This window comes from Paracoccus marcusii (genome assembly GCF_028621715.1).
Lineage (GTDB): Bacteria > Pseudomonadota > Alphaproteobacteria > Rhodobacterales > Rhodobacteraceae > Paracoccus > Paracoccus marcusii.
Genome location: NZ_CP117466.1, coordinates 296,580 through 310,000, shown reverse-complemented (window position 1 = coordinate 310,000; position 13,421 = coordinate 296,580). Strand labels below are relative to the sequence as shown.

9 protein-coding genes, 1 tRNA gene, 2 rRNA genes, 1 pseudogene and 1 riboswitch (1 of these 14 only partly in view) are annotated in these 13,421 nt (G+C 63.3%); of the genes and pseudogenes, 9 read left to right on the top strand and 4 right to left on the bottom strand.

The window, feature by feature from the left end; translation table 11 throughout:
- The 3 genes from PRL19_RS01480 to PRL19_RS01470 all read left to right on the top strand — a co-directional run.
- Positions 1 to 2,772, top strand: a 23S ribosomal RNA gene (locus tag PRL19_RS01480) (it extends 61 nt beyond the left edge of the window).
- 95 nt (positions 2,773 to 2,867) lie between these two features.
- Positions 2,868 to 2,982: ribosomal RNA gene (gene rrf, locus PRL19_RS01475) — 5S ribosomal RNA — on the top strand.
- Positions 2,983 to 3,043: 61 nt separating this feature from the next.
- Positions 3,044 to 3,120 (top strand) — tRNA-Met (locus PRL19_RS01470).
- Here PRL19_RS01470 and PRL19_RS15715 read toward each other — a convergent pair.
- Positions 3,077 to 4,675 (bottom strand): recombinase family protein, encoded by a 1,599-nt coding sequence (locus PRL19_RS15715; RefSeq protein WP_420704418.1) that lies wholly within the window; start codon positions 4,673 to 4,675, stop codon positions 3,077 to 3,079. The genes PRL19_RS01470 and PRL19_RS15715 overlap by 44 nt on opposite strands.
- Before the next feature lie 102 nt (positions 4,676 to 4,777).
- Here PRL19_RS15715 and PRL19_RS01465 point away from each other — a divergent pair.
- Positions 4,778 to 5,971 (top strand): annotated as a pseudogene (locus tag PRL19_RS01465) (IS3 family transposase).
- Positions 5,972 to 6,075: 104 nt separating this feature from the next.
- On the opposite strand, the gene PRL19_RS01460 reads toward PRL19_RS01465, so the two are convergent.
- The 3 genes from PRL19_RS01460 to gntR all read right to left on the bottom strand — a co-directional run bounded on the left by PRL19_RS01460 (position 6,076) and on the right by gntR (position 9,004).
- A complete protein-coding gene (locus tag PRL19_RS01460; RefSeq protein WP_273743668.1) occupies positions 6,076 to 6,552 on the bottom strand; it encodes a nucleoside deaminase in 477 nt (158 codons plus the stop codon).
- Positions 6,553 to 6,649: 97 nt separating this feature from the next.
- Entirely contained in the window at positions 6,650 to 7,882 is a 1,233-nt protein-coding gene (locus tag PRL19_RS01455) for a serine hydrolase domain-containing protein (protein WP_273743667.1), read from the bottom strand.
- Between the two features lie 81 nt (positions 7,883 to 7,963).
- Positions 7,964 to 9,004 (bottom strand): HTH-type transcriptional regulator GntR, encoded by a 1,041-nt coding sequence (gene gntR, locus PRL19_RS01450; protein ID WP_273743666.1) that lies wholly within the window; start codon positions 9,002 to 9,004, stop codon positions 7,964 to 7,966.
- 97 nt (positions 9,005 to 9,101) lie between these two features.
- Here gntR and PRL19_RS01445 point away from each other — a divergent pair, with 97 nt between their 5' ends.
- From PRL19_RS01445 to PRL19_RS01425, 5 genes are all read left to right on the top strand, one after another.
- Positions 9,102 to 9,632, top strand: a complete 531-nt coding sequence (locus tag PRL19_RS01445; protein WP_204245741.1) for a gluconokinase — start codon at positions 9,102 to 9,104, stop codon at positions 9,630 to 9,632.
- A complete protein-coding gene (locus tag PRL19_RS01440; protein ID WP_273743665.1) occupies positions 9,629 to 10,648 on the top strand; it encodes a TRAP transporter substrate-binding protein in 1,020 nt (339 codons plus the stop codon). Before PRL19_RS01445 ends, PRL19_RS01440 begins: the two co-directional genes overlap by 4 nt.
- Before the next feature lie 49 nt (positions 10,649 to 10,697).
- Positions 10,698 to 11,255, top strand: a complete 558-nt coding sequence (locus PRL19_RS01435) for a TRAP transporter small permease subunit (RefSeq protein WP_273743664.1) — start codon at positions 10,698 to 10,700, stop codon at positions 11,253 to 11,255.
- The gene (locus PRL19_RS01430; RefSeq protein WP_045982566.1) at positions 11,255 to 12,571 is read left to right on the top strand and encodes a TRAP transporter large permease; all 1,317 of its coding nucleotides are present in this window, start codon (positions 11,255 to 11,257) and stop codon (positions 12,569 to 12,571) included. The genes PRL19_RS01435 and PRL19_RS01430 overlap by 1 nt, the downstream gene beginning before the upstream one ends.
- A gap of 125 nt (positions 12,572 to 12,696) precedes the next feature.
- Complete coding sequence (locus PRL19_RS01425) at positions 12,697 to 12,951, top strand: hypothetical protein (protein WP_273743663.1); 255 nt, start codon at positions 12,697 to 12,699, stop codon at positions 12,949 to 12,951.
- Positions 12,952 to 13,183: 232 nt separating this feature from the next.
- Positions 13,184 to 13,400, top strand: a riboswitch (cobalamin riboswitch).
- Positions 13,401 to 13,421: the final 21 nt, after the last annotated feature.

Genomic DNA, 13,421 nt, shown 5'->3' with positions numbered 1-13,421 from the left:
ATACTCTGCGATAAGCCATGGGGAGCTGAGAATAAGCTTTGATCCATGGATTTCCGAATGGGGAAACCCACCTGAAACTTGATTGTTGTTGCCTTCGGGCGGTCAACAATTGGGTTAACCAGGTATCTTTTACCTGAATACATAGGGTTTAAGAAGCGAACCCGGGGAACTGAAACATCTAAGTACCCGGAGGAAAGGACATCAAGAGAGACTCCGCTAGTAGTGGCGAGCGAACGCGGACCAGCCGAGCCTTGAGAGTGACGAGAACAGATTGGAAAGTCTGGCCATAGCGGGTGACAGCCCCGTATCGGAAGCTCGATGGGACGTATCAAGTAGGGCGGGACACGTGAAATCCTGTCTGAAGATCGGGGGACCACCCTCGAAGGCTAAGTACTCCTTACTGACCGATAGCGAACCAGTACCGTGAGGGAAAGGTGAAAAGCACCCCGACGAGGGGAGTGAAACAGTTTCTGAAACCGGACGCCTACAAGCAGTCGGAGCCCCCTTGAGGGGTGACGGCGTACCTTTTGTATAATGGGTCAACGACTTGGTCTGTCTAGCAAGCTTAAGCCGTTAGGTGTAGGCGCAGCGAAAGCGAGTCTTAAATGGGCGACATAGTTAGACGGATCAGACCCGAAACCGAGTGATCTAGGCATGAGCAGGATGAAGGTACGGTAACACGTACTGGAGGTCCGAACCCACACCTGTTGAAAAAGGTCGGGATGACTTGTGCCTAGGGGTGAAAGGCCAATCAAACTCGGAGATAGCTGGTTCTCCGCGAAAGCTATTTAGGTAGCGCCTCGGACGTATTCCCTGGGGGGTAGAGCACTGCATGGATGATGGGGGCCCACAGCCTTACTGAGTCTAAGCAAACTCCGAATACCCAGGAGAACTATCCGGGAGACACACGGCGGGTGCTAACGTCCGTCGTGGAGAGGGAAACAACCCTGACCAACAGCTAAGGCCCCCAATTCGTGGCTAAGTGGGAAAGCATGTGAGACTTCCAAAACAACCAGGAGGTTGGCTTAGAAGCAGCCATCCTTTAAAGATAGCGTAACAGCTCACTGGTCTAATCAAGAGGTCTTGCGGCGAAGATGTAACGGGGCTCAAGCCACGAGCCGAAGCTTTGGATGCACTTTAGAGTGCGTGGTAGCGGAGCGTTCTGTGATATAGAACGCTGCCTCTTTAGCCCAGCAATGGTCTACGGAGGCAATGTTCTGACTGTGAAGCCGGGCCGTGAGGCAACCGGTGGAGTGATCAGAAGTGAGAATGTTGACATGAGTAGCGACAAACAGGGTGAGAGACCCTGTCGCCGAAAGTCCAAGGGTTCCTGCTTAAAGCTAATCTGAGCAGGGTAAGCCGGCCCCTAAGGCGAGGCCGAAAGGCGTAGTCGATGGGAACCAGGTTAATATTCCTGGGCCAGGAGATGGTGACGGATCCCGAGGGTAGTTCGATCTTAACGGATTGATCGGGCTGCTTAGGGGTCCCTGGAAATAGCCCTCCACAAGACCGTACCCTAAACCGACACAGGTGGACTGGTAGAGAATACCAAGGCGCTTGAGAGAACCACATTTAAGGAACTCGGCAAAATACCTCCGTAAGTTCGCGAGAAGGAGGCCCGGTTTTTGCGCAAGCAGAGGCCGGGGGCACAAACCAGGGGGTGGCGACTGTTTACTAAAAACACAGGGCTCTGCGAAGTCGTAAGACGACGTATAGGGTCTGACGCCTGCCCGGTGCCGGAAGGTTAAAAGGAGAGGTGCAAGCCTTGAATTGAAGCCCCGGTAAACGGCGGCCGTAACTATAACGGTCCTAAGGTAGCGAAATTCCTTGTCGGGTAAGTTCCGACCTGCACGAATGGCGTAACGACTTCCCCGCTGTCTCAAATGTGGACTCAGCGAAATTGAATTGTCTGTGAAGATGCAGACTTCCCGCGGTTAGACGGAAAGACCCCATGCACCTTTACTACAACTTCGCACTGGCATCAGGATTGCGATGTGCAGGATAGGCGGTAGGCTTTGAAGCGGGGACGCTAGTCCTCGTGGAGCCATCCTTGAGATACCGCCCTTCGCACTCTTGATGTCTAACCGCGGCCCGTTATCCGGGTCCGGGACCCTGCGTGGTGGGTAGTTTGACTGGGGCGGTCGCCTCCCAAACAGTAACGGAGGCGCGCGAAGGTTGGCTCAGACCGGTCGGAAATCGGTCGTTGAGTGCAATGGCAGAAGCCAGCCTGACTGCAAGACTGACAAGTCGAGCAGAGACGAAAGTCGGCCATAGTGATCCGGTGGTCCCGAGTGGAAGGGCCATCGCTCAACGGATAAAAGGTACGCTGGGGATAACAGGCTGATGATGCCCAAGAGTCCATATCGACGGCATCGTTTGGCACCTCGATGTCGGCTCATCTCATCCTGGGGCTGGAGCAGGTCCCAAGGGTACGGCTGTTCGCCGTTTAAAGAGGTACGTGAGCTGGGTTTAGAACGTCGTGAGACAGTTCGGTCCCTATCTGCCGTGGGTGTTGGAGACTTGAGAGGAGCTGCCCCTAGTACGAGAGGACCGGGGTGGACGTTCCACTGGTGGACCAGTTGTCGTGCCAACGGCAGTGCTGGGTAGCTATGAACGGACAGGATAAACGCTGAAGGCATCTAAGCGTGAAGCCCCCCTCAAAACAAGGTCTCCCTTGAGAGCCGTGGAAGACCACCACGTCGATAGGCCGGAGATGTAAGTGCAGCAATGCATTCAGTTGACCGGTACTAATGGCTCGATAGGCTTGATTTGATCCGGAAGAAGCAGGATTATCCTCCTTCCTCCAAAGCATCCTTGGACAATATCAGACCCTTCAAAGGGTCCGACGCTGAGCGTTTCTTTCCTGGTCTGGTGGCCCTAGCGCGAGCAAAACACCCGATCCCATCCCGAACTCGGCCGTTAAGTGCCGCTGCGCCGATGGTACTGCGTCTTAAGACGTGGGAGAGTAGGTCACCGCCAGACCTGGTAAGAAACGCAATATCTCTCTGATACGATGAAACAAACCCGATCAGGACAACCTTGGCGCGGGGTAGAGCAGCCCGGTAGCTCGTCAGGCTCATAACCTGAAGGTCACAGGTTCAAATCCTGTCCCCGCAACCACAGTTACATACCCAGACGAACAAACAGCCCTCGCGACCCGCGGGGGCTTCGTCATGTCCGGATGACCGATCCCGGCTTGGCCTTCCGCAAGGCCAAGGATCCCCGCAAGCTTACCCAAAAGTGGAAAACCGTGGGCGCCCGGCGCAGCAGCCTCCGGCGCCATCCGGATCTTACAGATCAGACCCCGTAAAATCCCCGTCGCCACAGATCGCCTGGACGGCCTCTGCATTGCCTCCGCCAGGCAGCCGATCTCCTGGCGGTAGCGCTCGCCCAAGGCCGGGTGCAGCCGCAGGGCAGGGGGCTTGGGCGTCGCCGCAAGCATCCGGGTCAGCTCCGCCTTGCGTCCCTCAAGAGCCTCCATCTTCGCCTTCATCGACGGGTGATACATCCCGTCCTCGATCGCCGTCAGGACGCCCGCGATCTTTGCCTCGATCTGCGCCAGCTCCTTGCGGGTGGCGTCATGATCGCTGCTGCGCCGCCCGGCTGCCTCGTTGAAGGCCAGGCGATAGGCCTCGACGAAGGCCGCGACCAGCTCCGGATGCATCAACCGGTCGCGCAGCCCGCCCAGCACCCGCTCTTCCAGTTCCTCGCGTCCGATCGTCGCCCGGTTCGTGCAGACGGCTGCACCGCGGTTGCGCGCCCCGCTGCAGCCGAGGCGGGTCCGGTTGATCATCGAGTATCCCGACCCGCAGCAATCGCAGCGCACCAGCCCAGACAGCAGGTAATCCGGCCGCTTCGCGCGTTCCGGCCGCGGGCGTGGATCGCTCACCCCGGCGGGGTTCATCGCCTCGCGGATGCCGGCCTGCCGCGCCTTCACCCGATCCCAGAGCGCCGCGTCGATGATCCGCAGCTCAGGCACCTCCGTCGTCACCCACATCTCCGGCGGGTTCAGACGCGCCTGGCGCTTGCCCGTGTCCGGGTCCTTCACGAAGCTCTGCCGGTTCCAGACCCGCACCCCGACATAGAGTTCGTTGTTCAGGATCCCCGTCCCGCGACGCCAGTTGCCTTGGATCGTTGATGATCCCCAGCTGCCCGAGCCCTTGCCGCCACTACGGGGCGGGGCCACGCCTTCCGCGTTCAGCGCCGCCGCAATCGACCGCGCCGAGAGGCCGCTGTCATAATCCGCAAAAATCCGGCGCACCACCGCGGCCTCGGCATCGTCGATGTCGCGCTCGCCGGTGATCACCGTGCCGCCCGTGTCGAAGCCGCGCCGCACCCGGTAGCCGTAACTATTACCACCGCCTGACTTGCCGGCCATCATGCGGCCCTCGAGGCCACGCCGTGTCTTCTCGGCAAGCTGCTTGAGGAACTGCGACGACATCAACCCCCCGAAGCTGACCCGCATCTCGTCGATCTCGCCCTCCGACCGGGTGACGATCTTGACCCTGTGATAGGCCAGCCGCTTGTAAAGGCCGGCCATATGCTCCTGGTCCCGCGAAAGCCGATCCAGCGCCTCGGCCACGATGACGTCGCAAATGCCGTCCTGCGCCGCTTCGTGCAGCCGCTGAAAGCCCTGACGCAGATGCGAGGCGCCGCTGATCGCCTCATCCCGCATCTCCTCGACCACGTGCCATACATGGGGCTCGCAGAGCTGTCTGAAAACATGGGATTTTTTCTTCATCTGCGACTAGAATCCGCCCCAAGGAAAGGACGGACGATGAAGCGAACGATACGAAGCGATCAGCAGATCATGGGGCAGGAGTACGAGGCAGGCGCGAAGTGCGCTGATCTGTGCTGCAAGCATGGAATGTCGGAAGGCACGTTTTATGCCTGGAAGGCGAAGTATTCCGGGATGACAGTGTCCGAGACCAAGCGGTTGAACACGCTGGAATGAGACGCATAGCGCCGAATGAGAACGCCAAGCTGAAGAAGTTGGTGGCAGAGCAGATGCCCGACATGGCGGCGATGAAGGAACTACTGTCAGAAAAATGGTAGCGCCCGCTGAGAAGCGCGAGGCTGTCGCGCATCTGAAAGACCTGTTTTGGGCTGTTGTAACACCGGGAGTGCCGGATTGCTGTGGCAGACCGGAAGATGGTGCGCTACCAGTCGCGATGCGCACCTGACACGGCGCTGCGGGGTCGGTTGCAAGATCTGGCCAATGATCGGCGTCGCTTTGGGTATCGGCAGCTTTCTGTGCTGCGGCGACGTGAGGGGGAGTTGTCGGGCATCTAGCGGCTCCACCGCGAGGAAGGGCTAACCGTCCGCAAACGCAAAGCGCGCCATAAGGCGCTCGGCACGAGGCCCCCGATCCTGATTAAGGCGTGCGCCAATGCCCACCGGTCCCTCGACTTCGTGCATGACCAGTTCGCCTGCGGGCGGCGGTTTAGGGTGCTGAACGTAGTGGACGACGTCACAGGCGAATGCCTGGCCGCGATCCCCGATACATCGATCTCGGGCCGCCGAGTCGCCAAGTAACTGACGACGCTGGTCGAACGGCGAGGCAAGCCCGGGGTGATCGTCAGCGATAATGCGACAGATCTGACCCCCAACGCCATCCTGAAGTGGTGCCCAGGGGCCAAGGTTGAATGGCACGACATCGCGCCCGGCAAGCCAATGCAGAACGGCCTCGTAGAAAGCTTGACCGGCCGGATACGGGACAAGTTTCTGAACGACGCCCTGTTCCGCAACCTCACCCATGCCCGCGCACTGATGGCGGCATGGGGGACCGATTACAACACCGGGCGTCCTCATCGCGCGCTTGGCTACAAAACCCCCGCAGGCTTCGCCCTGCACCTGACCAACCGCAACTGCCCTACCCGCTGCACGCGATGAGGGTTCCGTGCGCCGGGCGATTGCTCAAGCCGCGCCAACCGGCATAACTACCAACCGAAATCCGGTCGCGACTGGATGAAAGTTCAGTGGCAGGTCATTGCGAACCGCCCTCGTTGAAAGATTTTGGTTATAAATGGGACAAAAAGTTGCTAGAGGGTCGGCCTTGGCTCGTACCCCTGGAAATCAGCGGATGTGCGACCGGACATGGAGAGCGCGGACCTGTCGTGCAAACTCCTCGACAGGGCCATCGACCGGCGTATCGCTGATCACGTCGCCGATGGGCAGCGGGCGAACCCGGAACGCGGGGACGCCCAGTTCGGAAAGCCACGCCGTCATCTGGGCTGCAGAGCTTGCATAGACGATTCGACCAAGCCCCACCCAGCCATGGGCGGCGGCGCACATCGGACAGTGTTCGCCAGACGTGTAGACCGTGGCCTTGGCGCGATCCTGAACGTTCATGTTGTTCGCCGCCCATCGGGCGATGGCGAACTCCGGGTGCTGGGTGTGGTCACCCCCGCCGATGCGGTTGTAGTCCTCGAACAGCACCTCACCCTCGGACGACACAAGCACCGATCCGAAGGGCTCGTTGCCGCGGTCCAGCGCTTCGGATGCCAAGTCGACACAGCGCTGCAGGTGCTTTCGATCCATGTCATCGATCATGATACGCCTTTCCTTTCAACGGACCTGATCTGCCTTTCGAATGACCGGGCGCAACTCTCCTGAGACGGCCTGAGGGCATAAGACGGTCGCGGGACCATCACTCCAAGGCCTCGGAGATGGCGTCGAACACGACCAGCGGATCGACCGGTTCGCGTCCGACGGGCTTCGGTTGCGCCATATGCGTCGCGATGACGACGTTCCGCGTGGGGTTGATGTAGATGTTCTGCCCTTGGATGCCGATGGCGGCAAAGGCACCGTCGGCGATGGATGGCTCGGTCCAGCCCGGCCACCACATGTACCCATAATCGATCGTCTCGCCGCTTTTCAGCTTCTGCGGTTGGCCGGCGGTCTCTGTCCATCCGTCGGGCAGGATGGTGCTGCCGTCGATCACCCCGCCCTCCAGGAAGAACTGACCGAAGCGGGCGAAGTCGCGCAGGGTGGCGGACAGGCCGCTGCCGCCGATCTCGACCCCGTCGGGGCTGTCCAGCCACCAGTTCGCGTCGGCCTCCATCCCATAGGGCTGCCAGATCTTCTGGGACAGATAGTCCGACAAAGGCATGCCGACCGCGCCATAGACAACCTCGCCCAGAACCTGCGTCTCGCCGGTGGAGTAGGTGTGGTGGGTTCCGGGTTCGTGGGCGCGGGGCAGGGCGGCCATCACCTCCATCGCGGCGCCGGGGCGCTGTTCGATCTGCGCACGCAGCAGGTCGCGGCGGTCGGACTGGGGGTCGGTATAGGTCTCGTTCCAGTCGACGCCCGACGCCATCAGCAGGATGTCGCGGATGCTGACCCCGTCATAGGCGCTGCCGGCCAGTGCGGGGACGTAATCGACCACCATGTCGTCCAAGCCACCGATATGGCCATCGACGATCGCCGCGCCGACCAGGGTCGAGGTGATCGATTTGGCCACCGACATCGACATCCAGCGCGTATCAGGCGTGTTGCCGCGCTCATAGGTCTCGTAGACGACCTTGCCGTCCTTCAGCACGATCATCCCGGTGACATTGTCCAGCGACAGAAAGTCGTAGAGGTCATAGGTTGCGTCATCGACCTGATAGGTCACCATTTCCGGCAGATCGACCAAGGCCTCCGGCAGGTCGCGGGGCGTGTCGCCGGCCGGGATGGTCCGGGTGGGGAACAGACGGTCGATGTTGCGGAAGGTGCTGACCGCCAGGTCCGGCGTCAGGTGGCCGTCATAGACGTCCTCGACCGTGCCGATCGGTTCGTCCGCATGCGGATAGTCCTGCGCCTGCACCGTGCCGGGCAGGGCCAGGCACAGGCCTCCCAGGGTCAGCAGGAACCGCGTCCGGTAAAGCGGCCTCAGGGTCATGACATCCTCCCATCCGTTTCGATCCATGAAAGGGCAGTTTTGCAGCATGTGCAAGGCTGGTCATGTCCAAAAGAGGGGCCGTCAGGTTGGCCGATCGGCGCTGGAACGGTTGCGGCGCGTGCTGGCGCGGGGGATCAGCTGAAACCCCAGGTCGACCGCATGGCCGCGGGGCGCAGTCTGTCCGGCCAGGCGCGCGCGGATCAGGCGGATCGCCTGAGCGCCCATCGCCCGTCGATCGGTGGCGACCGAGGTGATGGGCGGTTCGGCCGCGGACATCATCTCGTGGTCGTTGAACCCGCAGATGCCAAGGCGGGAGGGCACCGCGATGTTGCGACGACGCGCCTCGAACAGGACGCCAAGCGCCAGATCGTCGTTGTTGCACAGGACCGCATCCGTCTGCGGCAAGCGCGCCATCAGGTCTGCGAACAACCGGCACCCCAGGCTGACCGAGGACGGCTCGGGTGTGGTGACGACGGGATCGTCGCCCCCCAGCCCGGCGGCCTCCAGGCAGGCGCGGAACCCTGCCAGGCGGCGCTGGCTGCGCGGGTCCATCTGAGCACCCAGAAAGGCCGGCGCGCGGTATCCCTGCGCCAGCAGATGCTCGGCGGCGGCCCGTGCCCCGTCGAAATGCGACAGGCCGACGGCCAGGTCGATGGGGTCGGGGCCGACCTCCATGATCTGCACGACCGGGCATTCCGCCCCGGCCAGCAGGGCGCGGGCGGCGGGGGATTGATCGTGGCCCGCGACGATCAATCCGGCCGGGCGCTGTGACAGGAACACGCGGATCAGCTGCTCCTCGGTCAGGGGGGAATAGCGCGTGGTGCCCAGTTGCACGATCAGCGGGCTGCCCTGCAGACCTTCGTCGATGCCGCGCATCACGTCGGCGAACACGTTGTTGCTGACCGACGGGATGATGACCCCCACGATATCGGTGCGCCCCGATGCCAGCGCGCGCGCCGCAGGGTTCGGCACATAGCCCAGTTCGCGGATCGCCCGGTCTATCCGGTCGCGGGCCAGCGGCGACACCTTGGACGGGTCCCGCAGCGCGCGCGACACGGTGATAGGGCTGACATCGGCGGCCAGCGCCACATCAGACAGGGTGATCCGCGAGGTTTTGTTCATGACGCGCGCAGATTACGCCATCGCCGCGCAAAGAAAAGGGGCTTGACCGATGACAGCGCTGTCATCCATGATTGCGCTGTCATCGGGAGGAGACATCATGGACGCGCGGCCGATTCTGGTCATGGGCATCTGCGGCACGGGCAAGTCGACCGTGGCCCGTGGCATCGCCGACCGCATCGGCGGCAGCTTCATCGAGGCGGACCTGTATCACGACGAATCCAGCGTGGCGCGCATGCGGGCTGGGCTGCCTTTGACCGACGACATGCGGTGGGGCTGGCTGGACCGCCTGGCGGCGGCGACGCGTGCGACGCCCCATCGCGCCGTTCTGGCCTGCTCGGGGCTCAGCCAGGCGCATCGTGACCGGCTGCGGGCCGGGGCAGGGGCGATGGACATCGTGTTCCTGCACGGCGACCGCGACCTGATCGCGGCGCGCATGGCGGCACGGCGCGACCACTACATGCCCGCCAGCCTGATCGACAGCCAGCTGGCCGCGCTGCAGCCCCCCGATCCCGCCGCCGAAGGCGCGCTGTGGATCGACGTGGCGCTGCCGCCCGACCAGATCATCGACCGCGCGGTGGCGGCCCTGTCCGACCCGCGCCCAGTTTCAACCGGAGGAGAGACACCATGACCAAGATGACCCGTTTCCTGATGTCGGCCAGCGCCGCGATGGCCTTGGCCGCGCCCGCCATGGCCCAGGATCACAGCTTCCGTTTCCAGTCGTCCGACCCGTCGGGCAACCCGAACTTCGTCCTCCAGCAGGGCTGGGCCGCGGATGTCGCGGAAAAGTCCGGGGGCCGCATCGCCATCGACCTGCTGCCGGTCGAATCCATCGTCGCCCATAACGAAACCCAGGATGCGATCGCCACGGGCATCCTGGACGGTCACGTGACCGACCTGTCGTATTTCTCGGGACGCGATCCGGCCTTCGGTCTGATGGGCAACCCGGTCGGCGCTTGGTCCGACCCCGAGCAGATGCTGGATTTTGTCGAGAACGGCGGCGGAGCGGAGCTGCTGAACCAGATCATGAACCCCTATGGCCTGCAGTTCATCGGCGCCACCACGCCGGGCCTGGAGGCGCTGGTCAGCGCCGTGCCGTTAAACGGGGTCGATGATCTGGCCGGCGTCAAGATCCGCGCGCCCGAAGGCCTGGTCCAGTCGGTCTTTGCCGCCGCCGGCGCATCGCCCGTTAACCTGCCCGGCTCCGAGGTGTTCACATCGCTGGACAAGAAGGTCATCGACGCGGCCGATTACAGCGTCTTTTCGACCAACCAGGCCCAGGGCCTGAACGAGGTCGCGCCCCATCCGGTCTATCCCGGCTTCCACTCCATGCCCCTGGTCGAGATCTCGATGAACAAGGAGAAATGGGACGCATTGCCCGAGGACCTGCAGCAGGTCATGACGCAGTCGGTGCGCGATTTCGCCCGCGTCCAAGTCGCAGCCCTGGCCGAGGCCGACGCGGCCGCCGTGGCGGAGGCAGAGGCCGGCGGGACGATCACCGTCCACGACTGGTCCGACGAGGAGCGCACCAAGTTCCGCGGCATCGCGATGGGCGAATGGGAAAAGGTCGCCGGACAGTCGCCCGCGGCGCAGCAGGTCTATGACGCGCTGACCGCGTACCTGACCGAAAAGGGCCTGGTGCAGTAAGCGCCGCAGGATCGGGCGTTCGCGCCCGGTCCCTTCCAGGGAGGAGGACATGATGGACGCATCCGAAGCCATTCCGCGCGAGGAACACGAGGCCGTGCCCCAGTCGGGGCGCCTGGGTCGCGTGATCGACCGTCTGGCGATCATCCCGGCCCTGGGCCTGGTGGTCGCCATGCTGATCCTGATCCAGGAGGTCGTGCTGCGTTACGTGTTCGGCCGCCCGACGAACTGGGCGCACGAGACGACGGTGTTCCTCTGCGCGATCTCGTTCGTCTACGGGGGCTTGCTGTGCACCGCGCGCGACCGGCACATCCGGGTCGTCTTGGTCTATGACCTGCTGCCGCCAGCCGCGCGGCGCGTGGCCGACATCCTCATCTCGGCAATCTGCGGCCTATCCTCCGGCGCCTTCGCCTGGGCGGCCTGGCAGATGGTCAAGCGGTCCGCCTGGCGGCCCGACGGCAGCTTTCACCTCGAGACCTCGGGCTCGGCCTGGAACCCGGCCTATCCGGGCATGCTCAAGGTTCTGCTGATGGTGGCGCTGGCGATCATGGCCCTGCAATTCGCCATCCTGACCGTCAACTATGCCCGCGGGCACAAGGGAGCCCGCTGATGGAGATCTTCGGTTCGCTGCAATCCCTGGGGATCGAGGCCGGGACGGGCCTTCTGTTCGCGCTGCTGCTGCTTTTGCTGCTGACGGGCATCCCGCTGGCCTTCGTGACGCTGCTGGTCACGCTGATCTTTGCCCTGGGGTGGTTCGGCCCGAACGTCGTGCCGCTGATCACCAGCCGCGTCTATACCTTCGTGTCCAGCTTCGTCTTCGTTTCGGTGCCGATGTTCGTGCTGATGGCCGCGATCCTGGACCGCAGCGGCATCGCCCGCGACCTGTTCGAGGCGATGCGCCTGGTCGGCGGCCGCATCCGCGGCGGCGTGGCGGTCCAGACGATCTTCGTGGCCGTCATCCTGGCCGCCATGTCCGGCATCATCGGAGGAGAGGTCGTGCTGCTGGGCCTGATCGCGCTGCCCCAGATGCTGGCCCAGGGCTATGACCGCAAGCTGGCCATCGGGGTCGTCTGCGCGGGCGGCAGCCTGGGGACCATGGTGCCGCCCTCGATCGTGCTGATCATCTATGGCCTGACCGCGAACGTCTCGATCGGCGACCTGTTCACGGCCGCCTTCGTGCCGGGCTTCATGCTGGCGCTGCTCTATGTGGCCTATGTGCTGATCCGTGCCTGGCTGACGCCGGGCGACGTGCCCCCGGCCGTCACCGCCCGCGTCCCGCGGGACGAAAAGCTGCGCCTGCTCAAGGGCCTGTTCCTGCCGATCCTGGTCGTGATCATGGTGCTGGGCTCCATCTATGGCGGCATCGCATCCGTGACCGAGGCCAGCGCCGTGGGCGTGGCGGGCGTGCTGATCTCGACCGTGATCCGCGGCGAATTCACCTGGGGCCTGCTGCGCGGCGCGGCCATGCAGACGCTGCAGACGGTCGGCATGATCGTCTGGATCGGCATCGGCGCATCCGCCCTGGTGGGCGTCTTCAACCTGATGGGCGGCATCAACTTCGTGTCGGAACTGATCACCGGCATCAGCGACAACCCGACGATCATCATCCTGTTCATGATGGCGATCCTGTTCGTGCTGGGCATGTTCCTGGACTGGGTCGGCATCGCGCTGCTGACCATGCCGATCTTCGTGCCGATCATCGTCAGCCTGGGATACGACCCCGTCTGGTTCGGCGTGCTGTTCGCGATGAACATGCAGGTCAGCTTCCTGTCGCCGCCCTTCGGGCCCGCCGCCTTCTACCTGAAGTCGGTGACCCCGCCGGACATCTCGCTGGGAGAAATCTTCCGCGCCCTGCTGCCCTTCATAGGGTTGCAGATCCTGGCGGTGGGCCTGCTGATCCTGTTCCCGGCCCTGGCGATCTACTGATCGCCTGCCGTGGATCGGGGGGCATGCCGGATGCGGCGTGCCCCCTTTTCGTTCGGGGACGGGAATGTTGCACCGGCAGGCGAATTGACGGACAATCGGGGTCCGTCACCCAAGGCTGACCCACCATGCATGACCCCGAACCCGTCCCCCGCCCGGACCTGTTCACGAACAAGGACCATGACGCCTGGCTGGAGCAGTTCCTGTTCCTGCGATACACCCTTCACATGCCGGCCGAACGCATCGCCCAGATTGACTATGGTCTTGACCCCGACCATCCCGACGCCCCAATCGCAGGCCTGTTCTGGGGCAGCCAGATCGAGCGGGACTATCCCCGGCTGGACCTTCGCCACCTGTGGCGAAAGAGGCCCGGCAAGATTTGAAGCCCTCCGGTGTCAGGCGCCGGATCGCCCTGCATCCGACCCCCCATCCATGCCTGGCAGGAAGGACTGCGACCAACTCCTTCCCCCGCAGGGCGCCAGCGCGTTCGACCTGCGGCGCACCGGTCGCCGGGATCAGGCTGGCATAAGCTGCGGGTGTCGCAGTGCGTCGGCCGTGGCGGCCGGGTCGGCTGCGGGCTGCTTGCCGCGGCGGTTGACTTTGTCCCCACCCGGCGGCATTTCCGTCCGTGATGGTTCCCGTGCCGGCCAAGGCCCCGGCAGGGTGAAAAGGGAACGTGGTGAGGTGTAGCCATCAGGCGCCGAATCCGCGACTGCCCCCGCAACTGTAAGCGGTAGCCGACCCCATGATGCCACTGGCGCCCCCTGCGCCGGGAAGGCGGGGAAGGCCGCGATCCGCAAGTCAGGAGACCTGCCATCATGACTTGAACCAACCCGGGCGGGGTGCCCCGGAG

What these genes read in the sequence shown, in the direction of transcription:
- PRL19_RS01425 (WP_273743663.1), top strand. Translation starts at nt 12,697, where the DNA reads ATGCATGACCCCGAACCCGTCCCCCGCCCGGACCTGTTCACGAACAAG.
- PRL19_RS01455 (WP_273743667.1), bottom strand. Translation starts at nt 7,882, where the DNA reads ATGACCCTGAGGCCGCTTTACCGGACGCGGTTCCTGCTGACCCTGGGA.
- gntR (WP_273743666.1), bottom strand. Translation starts at nt 9,004, where the DNA reads ATGAACAAAACCTCGCGGATCACCCTGTCTGATGTGGCGCTGGCCGCC.
- PRL19_RS01445 (WP_204245741.1), top strand. Translation starts at nt 9,102, where the DNA reads ATGGACGCGCGGCCGATTCTGGTCATGGGCATCTGCGGCACGGGCAAG.
- PRL19_RS01460 (WP_273743668.1), bottom strand. Translation starts at nt 6,552, where the DNA reads ATGATCGATGACATGGATCGAAAGCACCTGCAGCGCTGTGTCGACTTG.
- PRL19_RS01440 (WP_273743665.1), top strand. Translation starts at nt 9,629, where the DNA reads ATGACCAAGATGACCCGTTTCCTGATGTCGGCCAGCGCCGCGATGGCC.
- PRL19_RS01435 (WP_273743664.1), top strand. Translation starts at nt 10,698, where the DNA reads ATGATGGACGCATCCGAAGCCATTCCGCGCGAGGAACACGAGGCCGTG.
- PRL19_RS01430 (WP_045982566.1), top strand. Translation starts at nt 11,255, where the DNA reads ATGGAGATCTTCGGTTCGCTGCAATCCCTGGGGATCGAGGCCGGGACG.
- PRL19_RS15715 (WP_420704418.1), bottom strand. Translation starts at nt 4,675, where the DNA reads ATGCGGGATGAGGCGATCAGCGGCGCCTCGCATCTGCGTCAGGGCTTT.